This is a genomic window from Flavobacterium rhizosphaerae (assembly GCF_046000445.1).
In the GTDB taxonomy this organism is placed as follows: Bacteria; Bacteroidota; Bacteroidia; order Flavobacteriales; family Flavobacteriaceae; genus Flavobacterium; species Flavobacterium rhizosphaerae.
On the sequence record NZ_JBELPZ010000001.1, the window covers coordinates 528,717 to 546,333 of the forward strand.

Annotated in this window: 19 protein-coding genes; 8 read left to right on the plus strand and 11 right to left on the minus strand. The window is 39.8% G+C overall.

Translation table 11 applies throughout. The features are described 5' to 3' along the window. The first annotated feature begins 204 nt into the window (after positions 1-204). Positions 205-1,317: an AI-2E family transporter gene (locus ABS766_RS02285; protein WP_408083471.1), complete on the plus strand. Its 1,113-nt coding sequence runs from the start codon at positions 205-207 to the stop codon at positions 1,315-1,317. Here the strand turns inward: ABS766_RS02285 and ABS766_RS02290 are convergent. Beyond that, positions 1,292-2,437: an aminotransferase class I/II-fold pyridoxal phosphate-dependent enzyme gene (locus ABS766_RS02290; protein ID WP_408083472.1), complete on the minus strand. Its 1,146-nt coding sequence runs from the start codon at positions 2,435-2,437 to the stop codon at positions 1,292-1,294. The two genes, ABS766_RS02285 and ABS766_RS02290, sit on opposite strands and share 26 nt — an antisense overlap. A 183-nt stretch (positions 2,438-2,620) precedes the next feature. Here ABS766_RS02290 and ABS766_RS02295 point away from each other — a divergent pair, with 183 nt between their 5' ends. Both ABS766_RS02295 and ABS766_RS02300 read left to right on the plus strand, forming a co-directional pair. Then, positions 2,621-3,115, plus strand: coding sequence for a DUF2975 domain-containing protein (locus ABS766_RS02295; protein ID WP_408083473.1), 495 nt, complete (start codon positions 2,621-2,623; stop codon positions 3,113-3,115). A gap of 3 nt (positions 3,116-3,118) precedes the next feature. Continuing rightward, complete coding sequence (locus ABS766_RS02300) at positions 3,119-3,334, plus strand: helix-turn-helix domain-containing protein (protein ID WP_408083474.1); 216 nt, start codon at positions 3,119-3,121, stop codon at positions 3,332-3,334. Between the two features lie 8 nt (positions 3,335-3,342). Here ABS766_RS02300 and ABS766_RS02305 read toward each other — a convergent pair whose 3' ends face one another. Further along, positions 3,343-4,077 carry a DedA family protein gene (locus tag ABS766_RS02305; protein ID WP_408083475.1) on the minus strand — a complete coding sequence of 245 codons (735 nt, stop codon included), beginning with the start codon at positions 4,075-4,077 and terminating at the stop codon, positions 3,343-3,345. A 220-nt stretch (positions 4,078-4,297) separates the two neighbouring features. Here ABS766_RS02305 and ABS766_RS02310 point away from each other — a divergent pair, with 220 nt between their 5' ends. The 4 genes from ABS766_RS02310 (at position 4,298) to ABS766_RS02325 (ending at position 9,803) form a co-directional block, all read left to right on the plus strand. Then, entirely contained in the window at positions 4,298-6,199 is a 1,902-nt protein-coding gene (locus tag ABS766_RS02310) for a S9 family peptidase (RefSeq protein WP_408083476.1), read from the plus strand. Positions 6,200-6,272: 73 nt separating this feature from the next. After that, positions 6,273-7,475, plus strand: coding sequence for a C1 family peptidase (locus ABS766_RS02315; protein WP_408083477.1), 1,203 nt, complete (start codon positions 6,273-6,275; stop codon positions 7,473-7,475). 89 nt (positions 7,476-7,564) lie between these two features. Beyond that, the gene (locus ABS766_RS02320) at positions 7,565-8,137 is read left to right on the plus strand and encodes a hypothetical protein (protein ID WP_408083478.1); all 573 of its coding nucleotides are present in this window, start codon (positions 7,565-7,567) and stop codon (positions 8,135-8,137) included. Positions 8,138-8,222: 85 nt separating this feature from the next. Then, positions 8,223-9,803 carry an FMN-binding glutamate synthase family protein gene (locus ABS766_RS02325; protein WP_408083479.1) on the plus strand — a complete coding sequence of 527 codons (1,581 nt, stop codon included), beginning with the start codon at positions 8,223-8,225 and terminating at the stop codon, positions 9,801-9,803. 80 nt (positions 9,804-9,883) lie between these two features. Here the strand turns inward: ABS766_RS02325 and ABS766_RS02330 are convergent, their stop codons facing one another. The 7 genes from ABS766_RS02330 to pdxA all read right to left on the minus strand — a co-directional run bounded on the left by ABS766_RS02330 (position 9,884) and on the right by pdxA (position 15,404). Next, positions 9,884-10,246: a hypothetical protein gene (locus ABS766_RS02330; protein ID WP_408083480.1), complete on the minus strand. Its 363-nt coding sequence runs from the start codon at positions 10,244-10,246 to the stop codon at positions 9,884-9,886. A gap of 96 nt (positions 10,247-10,342) precedes the next feature. After that, the gene (gene accC, locus ABS766_RS02335) at positions 10,343-11,695 is read right to left on the minus strand and encodes an acetyl-CoA carboxylase biotin carboxylase subunit (RefSeq protein ID WP_408083481.1); all 1,353 of its coding nucleotides are present in this window, start codon (positions 11,693-11,695) and stop codon (positions 10,343-10,345) included. Positions 11,696-11,789: 94 nt separating this feature from the next. Next, positions 11,790-12,278: an acetyl-CoA carboxylase biotin carboxyl carrier protein gene (accB, locus tag ABS766_RS02340; protein ID WP_408083483.1), complete on the minus strand. Its 489-nt coding sequence runs from the start codon at positions 12,276-12,278 to the stop codon at positions 11,790-11,792. Between the two features lie 32 nt (positions 12,279-12,310). Next, positions 12,311-13,309, minus strand: coding sequence for a beta-ketoacyl-ACP synthase III (locus ABS766_RS02345; protein WP_408083484.1), 999 nt, complete (start codon positions 13,307-13,309; stop codon positions 12,311-12,313). A 170-nt stretch (positions 13,310-13,479) separates the two neighbouring features. After that, positions 13,480-13,674 (minus strand): 50S ribosomal protein L32, encoded by a 195-nt coding sequence (gene rpmF, locus ABS766_RS02350; RefSeq protein ID WP_082482157.1) that lies wholly within the window; start codon positions 13,672-13,674, stop codon positions 13,480-13,482. An 8-nt stretch (positions 13,675-13,682) separates the two neighbouring features. Further along, positions 13,683-14,225, minus strand: coding sequence for a YceD family protein (locus tag ABS766_RS02355; protein WP_408083485.1), 543 nt, complete (start codon positions 14,223-14,225; stop codon positions 13,683-13,685). Between the two features lie 129 nt (positions 14,226-14,354). Further along, on the minus strand, positions 14,355-15,404 hold the full coding sequence (gene pdxA / locus ABS766_RS02360) for a 4-hydroxythreonine-4-phosphate dehydrogenase PdxA (RefSeq protein ID WP_408083486.1): 1,050 nt from the start codon (positions 15,402-15,404) through the stop codon (positions 14,355-14,357). 53 nt (positions 15,405-15,457) lie between these two features. On the opposite strand from pdxA, the gene ABS766_RS02365 reads away from it, so the two are divergent. Next, positions 15,458-16,051: a riboflavin synthase gene (locus tag ABS766_RS02365; protein WP_408083488.1), complete on the plus strand. Its 594-nt coding sequence runs from the start codon at positions 15,458-15,460 to the stop codon at positions 16,049-16,051. Here ABS766_RS02365 and ABS766_RS02370 read toward each other — a convergent pair. Both ABS766_RS02370 and ABS766_RS02375 read right to left on the minus strand, forming a co-directional pair. After that, complete coding sequence (locus ABS766_RS02370; RefSeq protein ID WP_408083489.1) at positions 16,048-17,247, minus strand: cytochrome-c peroxidase; 1,200 nt, start codon at positions 17,245-17,247, stop codon at positions 16,048-16,050. The two genes, ABS766_RS02365 and ABS766_RS02370, sit on opposite strands and share 4 nt — an antisense overlap. Positions 17,248-17,371: 124 nt before the next feature. Continuing rightward, a partial coding sequence (locus ABS766_RS02375; protein ID WP_408083490.1) for a T9SS type B sorting domain-containing protein occupies positions 17,372-17,617 on the minus strand: 246 nt, incomplete at its 5' end.

Here is a 17,617-nt window from a genome sequence, read left to right on the forward strand (position 1 = left end):
CACAAATTTAGCAAACGCCTGTCAGGTAACACGTTTTATAAAATATTTAAGTAAATATCTTACATAATTTAATAAAATATTACCATATCTGAATTTTTTTAATTTTTACTTTTGATAAAATTTATTATTTTTAACACAACGCCTGACTCTTTCTCAAAAATGGAAATAAAGCTACCCCCTTATGTAAGGGCACTCATAATATCGATGCTCATAATCATAATTGTATTTTTTATGATTATTGCAAAGGCTATTTTAATACCACTTCTTGTTTCCGGCTATATAGCAATGCTGCTTACTTCATCCTGCAACAGGCTTGAACGCAGAAAAATCCCGCGGTCATTTAGTGCATTTATATGCCTTTTGATATTTACACTGGTAATTGGGGGTGTTTTATTGTTTATATACTTACAGGTACGTGGATTTACAAACGATTTGGGAGATACACTGGGAAACCGAATTAACGGATTTGTAATTGAGGCGAATAAATGGAGTAAAGTACATCTTGGTTTTGACCTGGGTATGCCACACGGATTTGAAGTTGAAAAGGCCGTTGAAATGGTAGGCCCCGAAGATATTACACCAACCCAACTTATATTTCAAACCATAAATACACTGGGCAACATAATACTGCTACCGGTATTTATATTTTTTCTGCTTATTTACAGAGACCATCTTGCCGTATTTGTTACTAAAGTGTTTCACAGGCAAAACAACAATTTTTTACTGGATAAACTTACCTCCATCCGAAAAATTGTGCACGCCTATATGCTTGGCGCCGGAAAAGTTATGTTGATTCTGGCAGTATTAAATACTGCGGTGCTATTTGCACTGGGCATTAAGCACGCTATTTTTTTTGGCGTACTGGCCGGTATGCTTAATATTATACCGTACCTGGGCCCAACACTGGGGTCTGTATTGCCTTTTATATTTGCCCTGATAACCAAAGACAGCCTTTTTTATCCTTTTGCAGTGGTAATAGCTTTTACTATTATCCAAATAATAGAAAGCACCTTTCTTACTCCCAAAATAACAGGAAGCAATGTTAACTTAAATGCCCTTATTACTTTTGTTGGGTTATTGATAGGAGGCGCTATATGGGGTATAATAGGCATGATATTGATTATACCTTCTATAGCCATATTAAAAAAACTTTTTGAATTAAGCCCCGCCACACAGCCCTATGCCTACCTGTTTGGCGAAGAAGACAACAACTGGTTTAAGCGCAGGAGCCGTAGCCCAAGAAAACATCAAAGAAAGCGGCAGGAAAAAAAAGAAGCACAGGCGAAAGAAGCTATAGAAAACGAAGTTCCTGAATAAGTATTGACAATGCTTTAGAAACCTGTGTTTTAGTATTATAGGTATGCAGGCAAAACCGCAGCCTTTCCTGCCCCTGTGGCACTGTAGGTGAGAGTATTGCTTTTATGCCAAAACCCTGATCCTGTAGTTTTTTTGCAATACGTTTTACCCTTTCATTACCGGGTACTATTATGCAATGTATGGCCGAAAAGCTCAGAATAAAATCCAGGTTAAGCTTTTCTGTTTCCTCTTTAAAATGCATAATAATAGCATGCAGGTCTTCCTGTTTTTGCGGCATAGCCTGCATCATCTTGCAGGATGTAAATATAGCTGCCAGCGTATGGGGCGGCAATGCGGTGGTATAAATAAAACTACGCGCAAAATTTAACAGGTAATTTTTAAGCTGCGCCGGCCCTAAAACTGCGGCCCCATGCACACCGAATGCTTTGCTAAACGTAACAATACGCGCAAAAACATTTTCGTGGTTACTAATGGTAGGCACAAGCCCTAAAGCACCAGGCCCCAGCACACCTACCGCATGGGCCTCATCTACAACCAGCCTGCATTTATACCTCCGGGCAATATCTGCAATATCATGCAGGTTGGGCGTATCGCCATCCATAGAAAAAACAGATTCGGTAACAATATACATTTCGCCTGCTTTAAACCGGTGCCGCTCTACAAGGCTATATAATGCCTCTACATCATTGTGAGGAAATTTATAGGATGTAGCCGGGCCAAGTTTAAGCCCGTCGCGTATGGAGGCATGTATATACTCATCAAACAAAACAACATCGCCCTTTTGTGGTACACTGCTAAAAAAGCCTAAATTGGCATCATAGCCTGAATTGAATATGAGTGCGCTTTCTTCATTAAAAAGCTGCGCAATATAGGCCTCGGTTACATCATAAAGGCCATAGTTACCCGAAATAAGCCTTGAACCTGTTGCCCCGTTTGCCTTTATATTATTCTCTGTAATATATGTGTTTGTAGCCGAGAAAAGTTCTTCAGAACCTGCAAACCCAAGGTAATCATTAGAAGAAAAATCAATCATATTCCCTAAAGAGCCGGGAGTACGAAGTGAATTTTCTGTTTCGCGCTCCAAGAGCTTATCCTGCAATATATTTGGAAAATTGTCCATAAATACGATGATTCTTACAGCGAATTTAACAAAGTTTTCACAGTTTTAAAACCTTTTGCCATAATTATTATATTTATAGTCACTATTTAAAAAATAAATAAAAACTTACAATAAGAATATTTTTAAACAATTATTTTTTATTGATAAACAATAATTTTACTTTTGGCTTTAAATTTCTTTTTCATGAAACGCTTACAATTATTAAAATTAATAGCCGGTATTGTCTTTACCCTTATGTGTATCACGCTGTTTTTTGCCTATCCTTTTATATTTATCGTAGCCGTAATGCCCCAACAGGTGCCATTTACAATAGGTGGCATACCTGCAAATGAGTTGGATGCTGAGCACATATTTATGATGTTAGCATTTGCTGTTTCCTTTAGCTTTTATACCTATGCACTCTATTTATTTAAAAACCTTTTGGGAATGTTTTTAAAGAAGAAAATTTTTCACACCGATGTTATTAAAAACCTGCTCCAAACCGGTAAAGCTATCTTAATTGGCTATTTAATCTACATATGCTCAGGCATTATATATGTAATAATTGCAAAATCTTACATTGGTTTTGAAATTTCGGGCTATACACTTTTAATACCCATGCTGGGGCTCTTCTTTATGGTACTGGGTGATGTACTGCTTACAGCAAAAACCATGAAAGAAAATGATTTAAGCGTTTAATATATGCCTGTAATTATCAATCTTGATGTAATGCTTGCCAAACGAAAAATGCGCAGTAATGAGCTTGCAGAAAAAATAGGCATTACCACCGCTAACCTTTCTATACTTAAAACAGGAAAGGCAAAAGCAATACGTTTTAGTACCCTGGAAGCCATTTGCGAAGCACTGCAATGCCAGCCGGGGGATATTATGGAATTTGTTGAAACTACAAAAGCATAAACCTAAGCTTACTTAGGCAGTATACTGCTTTCATCATCTTCAGCCTCTTCAATAGCCTCTTGTTCTGTTACTTTATTACCTTTAAAAGCATTAAGAATAAGCGGTACGGTAGTAATGGCAATTATCCCGATAATAATTAGCTCTATGTGCGATTTAAGATCAATATCAAACTGATTGCGGAAAAGTTCGTTTAAATAATGCCCTGAAAAAATAAGGGCGAAAGACCACATAAATGAGCTGATGATGTTGAAAAACATAAACCTGCTTTTCTCCATTTTTACCACCCCTGCAATTATTGGGGCAAAGGTTCGTATTATAGGTATAAAACGGGCAAATATAATAGCACGCCCACCGTGTTTTTCAAAAAATTCGTGCGATTGTATCAGGTATTTTTTCTTGAACCAGAAAGAATCTTCTTTTTTATACAGGTAGCCACCGCTGCGGTAGCCAAACCAGTAACCAAACGTATTACCTAATATACCGGAAATGGCTACAAGCGTTGCCAGCAAGGTTACATTCATGAAATCGCCATCTATAGAAAACAAAGTAGCCATTAGTGAGTCACTGTAAATACCCGCCAAAAACAACAGGCTGTCTCCCGGCAAAAAGAAACCGGCAAAAAGGCCTGTTTCGGCAAACACTATAAATAAAACCACGTAGACACCAACCTGTACGCCACCAATATGCAGGTTAATATAAAATTCAGGATTTAAAAGGTCAGTCCAGTGAAAGCTGTCGTTCATATAAGCTGTTTTATGTCCGTTTGATTGAGTGTGTGAAAATACTCATATTTTTTTAATCGCGGGTAAATTTATTGCCCAATGGTATTTCTTTTACACAATCTTTACACGTTTAACGTAAAACGGTACTATCTATAAAATTATTTCCATTAACCCGGCTAATTACATATTGAACCCGTTACTCTTTTAAAAATTATTACTTTTAGCCTTTAAAATTTACCTGATGAAAAAATTAATTGTATTAACCTTTAGTATTATGGCATTATCGTCTTCGGCGCAACAAAACATGACACCCGAATTGCTTTGGAGCCTGGGCCGGGTAAGTGCCCTGGGCATTACTGCCGATGGCAAAACCCTTGTTTATAAGGTATCTGTACCCAATATTGATGAGAACAAACTACAAAGCACGTTTTACAGCATACCTATAGAAGGCGGTAGAGCTACAGAAGTTGAAGAGTATAAAAAACTGCTTAAAGACAAATATATCTCGCCAGACGGCAAATGGAAACTTACCAGTAAAGAGATAAAAGTACAAGACCTCTTAGGGAAAGACAAATACCCCAACCTTGACAAAACCACAGCACAAATATATGATGGCCTTGATTACCGCCATTGGGATACGTGGAATAACGGTACGCACAACCATGTAGGCTATACCCCCGTTACCGATGAAGAAAATTTTACTGACATTATGCCGGGAGAGCCGTATGATTCTCCACAAAAACCCTTTGGCGGTGAAGAAGATTATACCTGGAGCCCTGATGGTAAAACTATTATTTACGTTAGTAAAAAGAAAGCAGGCACAGAATATGCCATAAGCACTAATACTGACCTGTATGAATATAACCTTGAAACAAAACAGACAAAAAACCTCACACCCGGCAACCCCGGTTATGATACCCAGCCTGCCTTTTCGCCACAGGGGCATTTAACCTGGCTGCAAATGAAGCGCGATGGGTATGAGGCCGATAAGAATGATATTATAGTACGCTACAATGGCGGCGACTTTAACCTTACCGCGAACTGGGATGGTACCGTTGACAGTTTTACCTGGAGCGAAGACGGAAAAAAAGTTTATTTTTTAGCCGCTGTTGACGGCACCAAACAACTTTTTGAAGTAAACTTTCCCGGCAGTAAGAAAATAGCACCCTTGATTACCCAGTTAACCGATGGTATTTTTGATGTAACAGGAATAGTAGGCTTTAGCGGCAATAAAATTATTGCTACCCGCACCGATATGAACCACGCTGCCGAGGTATACAGTTATGACCTTAAAAAGAAAAACTGGAACCAGATAACCACCGTTAACAATGCCGTTTATAATAGCATTGGCCTTAGCAATACCGAAAAACGCTATGTAACCACAACTGATGGCAAAAAAATGCTGGTATGGGTAATATACCCTCCAGGCTTTGATAAAAATAAAAAGTACCCCACACTACTCTATTGCCAGGGCGGGCCGCAAAGCGCTTTGAGTCAGTTTTACAGTTTCAGGTGGAATTTTCAGGTTATGGCAGCAAAGGGTTATATTGTGGTAGCGCCAAACCGCCGCGGCATGCCCGGGCATGGCGTGGCATGGAACGAGGAAATTAGTAAAGACTGGGGAGGGCAACCTATGCGCGACTATCTTTCTGCTATAGATGATGTAGCTAAAGAATCTTATGTAGATAAAGACAGGCTGGGCGCTGTAGGCGCCAGTTATGGCGGATATTCGGTATTTTACCTTGCCGGCATACACAACAAACGTTTTAAAACGTTTATAGCACACGATGGTGTTTTTAACCTACAAAGTATGTATGGCACAACCGAAGAGGTATTTTTTACCAATTGGGACAGCGGCGGCCCTTATTGGGACAAGGATAATGCTGCTGCCCAAAAAACCTATAACCAATTTAACCCCGTAAACCTTGTAGCCAAGTGGGATACCCCTATTTTAATTTACCAGGGGGGTAAAGATTACCGCGTGCCTATAGGCCAGGGGTTAGAGGCTTTTCAGGCGGCGCAGCTACGCGGAATAAAAAGCAGGCTGGTCTATTTTCCTGATGAAAACCACTGGGTATTAAAACCACAAAATGGCTTAACCTGGCAACATGAATTTTTTAGGTGGCTTGAAGAAACATTGTAGAAATTTCACTTTTTAATAACATTTTATAATTTTTCTGTACTTTAGCGGTTTAATGCAATAGTAATATAACGTTATGAAAAAAATACTTATGAAACCCCTATTAGCAGCCACACTTATACTGGCTGGGCTTAATTCGGGCTATGCTCAGGATTACCTGATTAACCAGTTAAAAAACAATAAAAGTGACAATAGTAAAGAGACATTTATCTTTACCGATGTTATTAATATAGAGAATACCCCGGTAAAAAACCAGGGATCATCAGGAACCTGCTGGAGCTACTCTGCCAACTCATTCCTGGAGAGTGAAATGATACGTATGGGTAAAGAGCCTGTAGAAATTTCTCAGGTGTATACCGCACGCAATGCCTATATAGAAAAAGGTAAAAATTATGTACGTATGCATGGCGCTATAACCCTTGGCGATGGCGGTGCCCTACATGATGTTATCAACATGTATAAAAAATATGGCGCCCTGCCAAAAAGTGAATATACCGGGCTAAACTATGGCACAGCCAATAATAAATTTGCCGAAATGCAGGCCATAAACCAAGGGCTTTTAGAGGCCGTGGTAAAAAACCCTAACGGTGAGCTTACCCCTAACTGGATTGATGCGTATACATCGGTTATAGATACATACCTTGGCAAAGTACCGGAAAACTTTACTTATAAGGGTAAAAAATACACTCCGCAAACTTTTGCTAAAGAAGTAATTGGCATTAATGCCGATGATTATGTAGAGCTGTCATCGTTTACTGACCATCCGTATTATGAAAAAATGGTATTAATGGTACCGGACAACTGGTCGCTTGACATGATTTATAATGTAAAAATGAACGACCTTACCGATATTATAGACAATGCCCTTAAAAAAGGCTATACTGTTGGCTGGGCAGGCGATGTAAGCGAAAAAGGATTTAGCTGGAAAAATGGTGTAGCCTTTGTGCCTAATAAAGATTATAGCGCCATGGATGCCGAAGAAAAACAAGACTTGTTTAAAGGCCCTAAAGAAGAGTTGGTTATTACTCCGGAAATGCGCCAACAGGCATTTGACAATTATGATACTACCGATGACCACGGTATGCATATTGTTGGCCTTAGCAAAGACCAAAACGGTAAAGAGTATTATATTATTAAAAACTCTTGGGGTGCCTCTAACGATTACCAGGGGTACATGTACATGACCAAAAATTTTGTAAAATATAAATCTACAGCCATATTGCTTAATAAAGGCGGGTTACCAAAAGACCTTGCTAAAAAGATGGATATTAAGCAGTAAATAATAAGGTAGTAGGCAATATAAAGTTTATTATATATTAAATCCCCACATTGCGGGGATTTTCTATTTTTACGGCAAAAATATCAACCATGAAAAAATTATTTTTTATGTTATGCCTTAGTGCATCAACATTTAGCACCATGCTGTTTGCCCAGCAAACCCCAATAAATTTTATTGAGCAATCTGTTTACAATGTACAAACCGGTTTTTTGGGCGTATACGTAAGTAATGAAACAAGGCTTGGTAATAAATTTGCGCTCCGGACAGAAATTGGTTTAGATGCCGGGTTCTCTATAAACACTGAAGGTTCAGAATGGGGCCTCATCCCAATGATAAACCTTGAGCCGCGCTATTACTATAACATTGGCAAGCGTGCCGGTAAAGGCCGAAATATCTCTGGCAATGCGGCTAACTTTGTAACAATATCTACCCGTTTCAATCCTGATTTCATGGTTTTTTCTACTAATGATTCAGAAACCGCCAGCACACTTTTTTTTATACCTAAATGGGGTATACGCAGAAATATAGGCAAAAGTAATTTTAACTATGAAGCAGGTATTGGCATAGGGTACTACGTAATGTTAGGCGACAACAAAAAATATTTTTACGATCAGGAAGGTGTGGGTGTTGACCTGCACCTGCGCATTGGCTATACTTTTTAAGTATATAAGAATATAAAGCATTTAAAGCCGGGATAGTTCCAGGCTTTTATTTTGTACTTTTGCTATATTAATAAGTTTTTTCCTGATGAGAAAAATATTCATACTCTTTGCAATAACCTCGTTATCCATAATTGCACTCTTAACTTACATCAATATTAAATCGGCATTGTTACTGCTCATATTTATACCCCTTATACTTATGGGGCTTTATGATATGTATGTATCAAACCAGTCCATACGCCGCAACTTTCCGCTGCTGGGGCGGCTTCGGTTTGCATTACAGTCAATAGGGCCGGAAATGCGCCAGTATTTTATTGAGACCGACCTTAGCGGCAAACCTTTTAACCGCCTGCAACGTGAGCTGGTATACCACCGCAGCTCTAAACTGCCGGATATGATGCCGTTTGGCACCCAACTGGACGTGTATAACCAAGGCTATGAATGGATAAACCACAGCATAAAGGCAATACCGTTTATTCAGATAAATATGGACCCAAGGATAAAAATAGGTTCATCCCAATGCCAGAAACCCTATGAGGCAAGCCTGTTTAATATTAGTGCCATGAGTTACGGTTCATTAAGCAAAAATGCCATAATGGCCTTAAATGCCGGTGCAAAACTGGGCGGGTTTTACCACAATACCGGCGAGGGGGGATTATCTCCTTATCACCTACAGGGTGGTGATGTGGTTTGGAATATTGGTACAGGATATTTTAGCTGCCGTGATAAAGATGGAAACTTTTCTTATGAGGAATATAGCAAAAGGGCACAGCTGGATACTGTAAAAATGATAGAAATAAAATTTTCTCAGGGTGCCAAACCAGGGCATGGCGGCATACTGCCTAAAGAAAAAGTAACCGATGAAATTGCAAACATCAGGCTGGTAAGTAAAGGGCACGATATCATTTCTCCCCCTTACCATACGGCTTTTACTACCCCTTTAGAATTAATGGATTTTATAAAAACATTACGTAAAGGTTCTGGCGGTAAGCCAATAGGCATGAAAATTTGTATTGGTAACAAATCAGAGTTTATATCTATTTGTAAAGCAATGGTACAAACCGAAACCTATTTTGACTTTATTACGGTTGACGGTGGCGAAGGCGGTACAGGTGCCGCACCACAGGAATATAGTGACCATGTGGGTATGCCCCTGCGCGATGCCGTAGCGTTTGTGCATGATTGCCTTAAAGGCTTTGGTATTAAAGACCAGATAAAAATTATTTGCAGCGGAAAGATCATAACTGGTTTTGATGTTATTAAAGCCCTTTCTATTGGGGCTGACCTTTGTAACTCTGCCCGCGGGATGATGTTTGCGCTGGGCTGCATACAGGCACTGGAATGCCATGCTAACACCTGCCCTACCGGTGTGGCAACACAAGACCCGCAACTTATCAAAGGCCTTGTGCCCGAAGAAAAACATATACATGTATTTAACTATCACCAGGAAACTGTGAAAAACGCGATGGATCTTATGGCTTCGGCCGGGATAAGGCATCCTGATGAAGTAGACCGTACTGTGGTGAGCCGCCGGGTAGATAAAACCAAAATTGAAACGTATGAAGAAACCTATCCTGACCTAAAGCCCGGCACCCTGCTTGATGAAAATTCATTACCTGATAATTTTCATCTTTTCTGGAAAAAGGCTTCGGTAGAAAAATTTTAATTTATAATAAGTAGGCAGTACTCTCCTTATAAACCAAAACACCCGGCTTTATCAAGCCGGGTGTTCCATTATCAAATATCTTATTTGTAATATTCAGCAATTTTTTTGCGGTTTGCCGTTTTGTTACCTACATATACTTTATACTGCTCTGTACTAAGTACCGATTTTAATTTTTCGTCTCGTTCGCTTTCAAGGGCACGTAATTTTTTAACCCTTTCTACCCCGGTGTTTTTCTTATTGTTTTCAGCAACTTTTTGCAAAAAAGTCAGGTTTACATCATACACTTTTGTGTATTGCCCATCATTCAGGTCCAGTTGCTCTTTCATATAAGAAGTCACATCTTTTGCACCTTCAACAGTTTTGTCCTGGGCAGTAGCATTAATTGTAAAAAGCAGCATCAGCACGGCTGCAAACAGCATTTTTTTAAGGCTTTTAAATTTCATCTGTATAGTTTTATGGTTTACATAAAGCATAGATACAAATTTTTGCGGTAACATATTGCAAAAAAATAGCCCCTGCATTTTGCAGGGGCTATTTTTTTATTCTTGTGCCGGCTCCTTCATTTTAAAGCCTTCCATAAATTTTGTAGTATAATCGCCCGCTACATAAGCCGGGTCATCCATTAACTGGCGGTGAAAAGGTATAGTTGTTTTTATACCTTCTATAATAAATTCATCCAGTGCACGCCTCATTTTGCTTATGGCTTCATCACGTGTTTGTGCCGTGGTGATAAGCTTTGCTATCATAGAGTCGTAATTTGGAGGGATAGTATACCCACTGTACACATGGGTATCGAGCCTTACACCGTGCCCGCCCGGCATATGCAGGGTAGTAATTTTTCCCGGTGAAGGGCGAAAATCATTATACGGGTCTTCGGCATTAATACGGCATTCTATAGAGTGCATCTCCGGCAGGTAATTGCGCCCTGAAATTGGCACACCCGATGCTACTAATATTTGTTCGCGTATCAGGTCATAGTCTATTACCTGCTCGGTAATAGGGTGCTCTACCTGTATACGTGTATTCATTTCCATAAAATAAAAGTTTCTGTGCTTATCTACAAGAAACTCTACTGTACCGGCCCCTTCATACTTAATGTATTCAGCAGCGCGTATGGCGGCTTCACCCATTTTTGTACGAAGCTCATCCGTCATAAACGGCGATGGGGTTTCTTCGGTAAGCTTTTGATGACGGCGCTGTACAGAGCAGTCCCTTTCGCTCAGGTGGCAGGCTTTGCCATAGGCATCACCCACAATTTGTATTTCTATATGGCGTGGCTCTTCAATAAGCTTTTCCATATACATACCATCGTTACCAAAAGAAGCCGCGGCTTCCTGTTTGGCGCTTTCCCATGCTTTTAGCAGGTCTTCTTCTTTCCACACGGCACGCATACCTTTACCACCACCACCGGCAGTAGCTTTTAGCATAACTGGGTAACCAAACTCTTTAGCAAGTTTTTCGGCATGCTCGTAAGAATCAAGCAAACCGTCTGAACCGGGAACACAAGGTACGCCGGCTGCCTTCATGGTAGCTTTTGCAGTAGCCTTATCGCCCATTTTATCAATCATTTCCGGCGATGCCCCAATAAATTTTATGCCATGCTCTTTACATATTTTTGAGAATCTGGCGTTTTCTGAAAGAAAACCGTACCCCGGATGTATGGCATCGGCATTGGTTATTTCTGCGGCGGCTATAATATTTGATATTTTTAAGTACGAAAGGTTGCTGGGCGGTGGCCCTATACATACGGCTTCGTCAGCAAATTTTACATGCAGGCTTTCGGCATCAGCTGTAGAGTATACAGCCACCGTTTTTATACCCATTTCCTTGCAGGTTCTTATTACACGTAGTGCAATTTCACCGCGGTTGGCTACTAATATCTTTTTAAACATCGCTTATCAATTTTAAATTTTGAATCATAAATTTTAAATTAATAAATGGCGAAAAAAGGTTTCCGTCATTTAAAATTCATCATTTAAAATTTCTTTAAGATGGATCTACAAGGAATAAAGGCTGGTCAAACTCAACAGGAGATGCATCGTCTACCAGTACTTTAACTATTTTACCGGAAACTTCAGATTCTATTTCATTAAACAGTTTCATGGCCTCAATAACACAAACTACATCACCTTTAGATATAGTGCTGCCCACCTCTACAAAAGTTGCTTTGTCCGGAGCCGGTTTGCGGTACAATGTACCTATCATCGGCGATTTTATTGTAATAAATTTAGAGGTGTCATCTGCAGCAGGGGCAACAGGTGCTGCGGCTGCTACAGGCTGTTGTGGTGCAGCCACGGGCGCTGCTACCGGCTGTGCCATTGGTGCATGCTGTATGTATGTGGCTGTAGTTTCGGGCGTACCACTATCTGTAGTAGTTTTTATAGTAATTTTGAAATCATCCATTTCTAATTTTACCTCTGTAGCCCCGGACTTCGCCACAAATTTTATTAGGTTTTGAATTTCTCTAATATCCATAATTTCCGTATTTTGTTTTAGTGTGTGTGTGTCTATTTTTTATCGTATGCCCACTTAAGGTAAATTGAACCCCAGGTAAATCCGCCTCCGAAAGATGCAAATATCAGGTTATCTCCCTTTTTAAACAAATGTTCAAAATCATTTAACAGTAGCGGCAGGGTAGCTGAAGTGGTATTTCCGTATTTTTCTATATTTATTAATACTTTACTGTCTTCCACGCCCATACGTGATGAAGTAGCATCAATAATCCTTTTATTGGCCTGGTGTGCCACAAGCCAGTCTACATCGCTGTGAGAAAGGTTGTTTTGCTGCATTATTTTTTCGCTTACCCCTGCCATGTTAGATACGGCATATTTAAATACGGTTTTACCATCCTGGTATACGTAATGCTGCTTGTTATCTATAGTTTCGTGGCTTGGGGGCAAAAGTGAGCCACCTGCCTCAATTTTCAAAAACTCACGGCCTACGCCGTCACTCCTTAATATTTCATCTATAAGCCCAAAACCTTCATAATTAGGCTCAAAAAGGGCTGCGCCCGCACCGTCTCCAAAAATAATACAGGTTGCCCTGTCTGTATAATCTATAATAGACGACATTTTATCTGCGCCTATTACAAGCACCTTTTTATAACGCCCTGTTTGCACATAGGCCGCTGCGGTGCTCATACCGTATAAAAAACTGGAGCAGGCTGCCTGCAAATCATAAGCAAAAGCATTAACAGCACCTATTTGTGTAGCCACATATACTGCGGTGGCAGCAACGGGCTGATCTGGCGTGGCAGTAGCCAGTAATACGGCATCTATTTCTTTTGGATCTATGCCAGATTTTTTAATTAAATCTTCGGCAGCTTTTATAGCAAGGTAAGAAGTACCTTTTGTGTCATCTTTAAGTATACGCCTTTCCTTTATTCCTGTGCGGGAGGTAATCCACTCGTCATTTGTGTCTACCATGGTCTCCAACAACTCATTTGTCAGCACAAAATCCGGCACATAGGCCCCAACGGCGGTAATGGCGGCAGTTATTTTACTCATAGGGATAATAATAAACAAATCAACTTCCGGGGTAGGATAATTGAAAAGTGGTGGAAATTACAAAAATTTTATAAAACGGCAGAGATTAACCTGCCTTTTTAATTTAAAAAAAGCATATTTAACAAAAAAACTCCCACTTAGTGAGAGTTTTACCCTATACTTTTAAATCCTTAGGCTACAGCTTCCTGCTTATCTATAACTACCTGTCCCCTGTAGTACATTTTACCTTCGTGCCAGTAAGCCCTGTGGTAAAGATGTGCTTCGCCAGTTACCGGGCATGTAGCTATCTGAGGAACTGAAGCTTTATAATGCGTTCTCCTTTTATCTCTCCTGGTTTTCGATGTCTTTCTCTTAGGATGTGCCATTTTCTATATTATTTATTATCCGTTAATAGTTTTTTTAATCCGTCCCAACGGGGATCTGTTTTTTCTTCTTCTTTTTCTTCATGCTGCTCTTTTGGGGCAAGCTCTTCCAGTTTATGTAAAATACCGGCACCAACGGTACCTTTTGAAATTCCCGGATGCACCCGTTTTGTTGGTACCGAAAGCACAATCATTTCATAAATATACTGTGCTACATTTACCTGGTATTCACCATGTGGCAGTATAAGTATTTCATCATTATCATCATTATACTCATCGCCAAACTTTACTATAAGCCTTAACTTACCTTTAATGGGCAGGTCAAAATCTTCATTAGTTACATCACAAGGTACGTTTACCGTGCCTTTATGCTTAAAGTTTAGCTCCATCATGGTGCTCCCTTTTTCCAAAACAAGCTGTACCTTAACATTAACGTCATTATATTCGTCAAAATTAAAGGCATCAAAGAACGTTTTATCTACATTAAACTCAAACTGGTGCTTTCCCTGTTTTAACCCCACAAAAGGGATTAAAAATTCCTTTTTCATTTTCATGGTTCCAGTTTTTAAACCGTTAGTAATCTATTTGCAGTTAAATATACTGCAACTTGTTTTATCACAACAGTTTTGAGCGTGCAAAGATATAAAATAATTATAAACACAAAACTGTTGAGAATATTTTTTTTACAACTGCTTTTCTTTCACCTTCAGGGGGTTTCGTGTAATTTCTTTATACTCCTCCCTGTTCTGGTATATATCAAGCCCCAGGTAAACGGCTTCTTTAAAAGAATTATGATCTGCCAGCCCCTTACCTGCAATTTCATAAGCTGTGCCATGATCTGGCGATGTGCGTATGCCTTCCAGCCCTGCGGTATAGTTTACACCATTACCAAAGGCCAGTGTTTTAAAGGGTATAAGCCCCTGGTCATGATAGGCTGCTATAACGGCATCATATTTTTCATATTGCCCGCTGCCAAAAAAACTATCGGCACTAAAGGGGCCAAATACCAGCATCCCTTCTTCAAACAATTTTTTTAATACCGGTTTTACCACTTCATCATCTTCCCTGCCAATAACTCCGTTATCGCCGCTGTGCGGATTTACCCCCAACACGGCTATTTTTGGTGTACTGATCCTGAAATCCTGTTTAAGCGTATGGTTTAAGGTAGTGAGTTTTTTGCGTATTAATGCTTCATTAAGGTGTGATGATACGTCATTTACAGGTATATGATCTGTCAACAACCCTACCCTTAAACTACCCTGAACCATCAGCATAATAGCCTGGCCATCGAGCTGCTGATCCAGATAATCGGTATGGCCCGGAAATTTAAAATCTTCACTTTGTATGTTATACTTATTAATAGGTGCGGTTACCAGCACATCTATCCACTTTTCTTTTAATGCAGCTACAGCCGCAGTAAATGATTTTATAGCATATTTGCCTACCTCTTCGTCATTTTTACCAAACTCAATATTAACCCCTTCGCGCCATATATTAATTACATTTATTTTACCGGGCGCAATTTGCTCGGGTTTGTCTATACCGTGCACATTAACATTTAACCCAAGTGTTTTTTTTATAAATGATATTATTTTTATGTTGGCAAAAAGCACCGGGGTACACAACTCAAGCATACGCGCATCTTCAAAGGTTTTTAATATTACCTCTGTCCCTATCCCGTTCAGGTCGCCCACTGATATGCCTACAATCACTTTTTCTCCCGTTTTTGTCATAATGGTGTTTATTGCTACTTTTACATCTACAAATTTAGTAAAATAAAATCAGCATGTTTACAGGAATAATAGAAACCGCCGCAATACTGCAACATATACAAAAAGAGGAAGATAATATACACTTTACTTTTCACAGCCCCATAACAAATGAACTGAAAATTGACCAGAGCCTTAGCCATGATGGCGTATGCCTTACTGTAGTAGCTTTAGAAAATAACACCTATACCGTAACGGCTATAAAAGAAACGCTTGATAAAACAAATTTAAAAAATTGGCAGCAGGGCAGTAAAGTAAACCTGGAACGTGCCATGAAACTGGGCGACCGGCTTGACGGGCATATTGTACAGGGGCACGTAGACCAGACAGGCACCTGCACTGCTGTAAAAGAAGCCGGGGGAAGCTGGTATTTTACCTTTAAATATGATACGGTTGCCCATAATATTACTATAGAAAAAGGGAGTATTACTATAAATGGTGTAAGCCTTACCGTGGTAAACTCTGGTAATGGAACGTTTAGTGTAGCCATTATACCGTATACTTATGAGCATACTAATTTTAATACCATTAAAGAAGGTACTGTTGTAAACCTTGAATTTGATGTAGTAGGAAAATATGTAGCCCGCTTACATGCGCTTACCCAAAATTAAAGATGCTGGTTAATAAACGGATCTGAAAACTTAACATCATGTGTCATTTCGGTATCCGTAAGGGTGTTTAAAAACAGCATAAGCGCCGATTTATCCTGCTGGCTCAAGTGTAATTTTCTGGGTTGCCCGTCTGTATCTTTTAATGCAGGAGATAAATTAGGATGGTCCTGCACACCGGAGTCATAAAAATCTATCACCTCCACCAATGAACTAAAGCGCCCGTCGTGCATGTAGGGAGAGGTTAGCACTATATTACGCAATGTGGGTATTTTAAACTTCCCTTTATACGGGTCTGTACCATAATGGTCATAGGCGCCTTCATCATTAGTAGTAACAGCATCAAGCCCGTTATTAACAGGGCCAATATTGGGGCTTACAAAAGCTTCGGTTGTATGGCAACTGTAACAACCTACCCCGCCCTGTGTTACAGGTTTTAAAAAAAGCTCTTTACCACGGTTTTCCTGTTGTGAAAAATTAGGAAACGGGTCGGCCATATTGGCTACCTGTGCCCTGCCTTCATCATACTTAGAGGTATAGCTTACCATACTCCTTATAAACTGTGATAATGCCTTAGAAATCCTGTCGGTCGTTACGCTTGAAGAACCAAAAGCCTTTATAAACAACATACTGTAATAAGGCTGCTCTGCCACACGCTGGGTAATTTCGGGCTCTGTTAAGGCCATTTCTTTCTGATCCAGAATAGGCATTAATACCTGTAATTCAAGCGTCTCTGCTCTTTCATCATAAAAGAAATGCCCTCTTTTATAAAAGCGTAAATTAACCATAGTCATGGCATTTCTTTTGGTATTTTCTCCATGAAGCCCCTGGCTTAACGGACTTGAATCTGCAAAAGCTTTTTCCGGCCTGTGACACGAGCCACATGCCGTTGTGCGGTTAGCACTTAGGTTTTTATCATAAAACAATACCCGGCCCAGCGTAGCGCCTGCATCGGTAATTTCATTATCTGAAGGTGTATTATCAATGCCATTTACAGAGCTTGGCAGACCGCCGTTATCATCAATAAAAAAATAATCGGGAAAGTCAGGGTTACTGTAATTATATGCTACATCCGGAAGGGAAATAATATTACCCTGGCTATCAGGGCCTGACCCCCCGCCCGTTGATATATAATCTTTATCATCACTGCAAGAAAGTAATGTAAATAGAACCCCTAATAACAAAAAGTAATTCTTCATGGTTTTTTTGGTAGAAAACAAAAATAACAAAAATATCAATGCTTATTTTTGAAACATTGATATTTAACATGACAAAAGGCAGCCTAGTTGGCTGCCTTTTATAGTTTATAGTGTTTGTATAGTATTACCTTTTTATGGCAAAATGTGACCTGAACTCTTTGCTCTGGTTTCCTTCGGTGTATTCTACAAGGAACCAGTAGTCATCCGAGGGTACCGGCTGACCGTTAAAGGTACCGTCCCAACCTATGCCGTCAGGGCTTATTTGTTTCAGCAGCTTGCCGTAACGGTCAAAGATGTAGATCCGCGCCGAGGCATCCAGCCCGGTGATGTTCCAGTAGTCGTGGTAGCCATCCCCGTTCGGGGTAAAGTA

Excerpts from the sequence above, each read along its gene's own strand:
- ABS766_RS02285 (WP_408083471.1), top strand. The coding sequence starts at position 205 with ATGCTCATAATCATAATTGTATTTTTTATGATTATTGCAAAGGCTATT.
- ABS766_RS02290 (WP_408083472.1), bottom strand. The coding sequence starts at position 2,437 with ATGGACAATTTTCCAAATATATTGCAGGATAAGCTCTTGGAGCGCGAA.
- ABS766_RS02295 (WP_408083473.1), top strand. The coding sequence starts at position 2,621 with ATGAAACGCTTACAATTATTAAAATTAATAGCCGGTATTGTCTTTACC.
- ABS766_RS02300 (WP_408083474.1), top strand. The coding sequence starts at position 3,119 with ATGCCTGTAATTATCAATCTTGATGTAATGCTTGCCAAACGAAAAATG.
- ABS766_RS02305 (WP_408083475.1), bottom strand. The coding sequence starts at position 4,077 with ATGAACGACAGCTTTCACTGGACTGACCTTTTAAATCCTGAATTTTAT.
- ABS766_RS02310 (WP_408083476.1), top strand. The coding sequence starts at position 4,298 with ATGAAAAAATTAATTGTATTAACCTTTAGTATTATGGCATTATCGTCT.
- ABS766_RS02315 (WP_408083477.1), top strand. The coding sequence starts at position 6,273 with ATGAAAAAAATACTTATGAAACCCCTATTAGCAGCCACACTTATACTG.
- ABS766_RS02320 (WP_408083478.1), top strand. The coding sequence starts at position 7,565 with ATGAAAAAATTATTTTTTATGTTATGCCTTAGTGCATCAACATTTAGC.
- ABS766_RS02325 (WP_408083479.1), top strand. The coding sequence starts at position 8,223 with ATGAGAAAAATATTCATACTCTTTGCAATAACCTCGTTATCCATAATT.
- ABS766_RS02330 (WP_408083480.1), bottom strand. The coding sequence starts at position 10,246 with ATGAAATTTAAAAGCCTTAAAAAAATGCTGTTTGCAGCCGTGCTGATG.
- accC (WP_408083481.1), bottom strand. The coding sequence starts at position 11,695 with ATGTTTAAAAAGATATTAGTAGCCAACCGCGGTGAAATTGCACTACGT.
- accB (WP_408083483.1), bottom strand. The coding sequence starts at position 12,278 with ATGGATATTAGAGAAATTCAAAACCTAATAAAATTTGTGGCGAAGTCC.
- ABS766_RS02345 (WP_408083484.1), bottom strand. The coding sequence starts at position 13,309 with ATGAGTAAAATAACTGCCGCCATTACCGCCGTTGGGGCCTATGTGCCG.
- rpmF (WP_082482157.1), bottom strand. The coding sequence starts at position 13,674 with ATGGCACATCCTAAGAGAAAGACATCGAAAACCAGGAGAGATAAAAGG.
- ABS766_RS02355 (WP_408083485.1), bottom strand. The coding sequence starts at position 14,225 with ATGAAAATGAAAAAGGAATTTTTAATCCCTTTTGTGGGGTTAAAACAG.
- pdxA (WP_408083486.1), bottom strand. The coding sequence starts at position 15,404 with ATGACAAAAACGGGAGAAAAAGTGATTGTAGGCATATCAGTGGGCGAC.
- ABS766_RS02365 (WP_408083488.1), top strand. The coding sequence starts at position 15,458 with ATGTTTACAGGAATAATAGAAACCGCCGCAATACTGCAACATATACAA.
- ABS766_RS02370 (WP_408083489.1), bottom strand. The coding sequence starts at position 17,247 with ATGAAGAATTACTTTTTGTTATTAGGGGTTCTATTTACATTACTTTCT.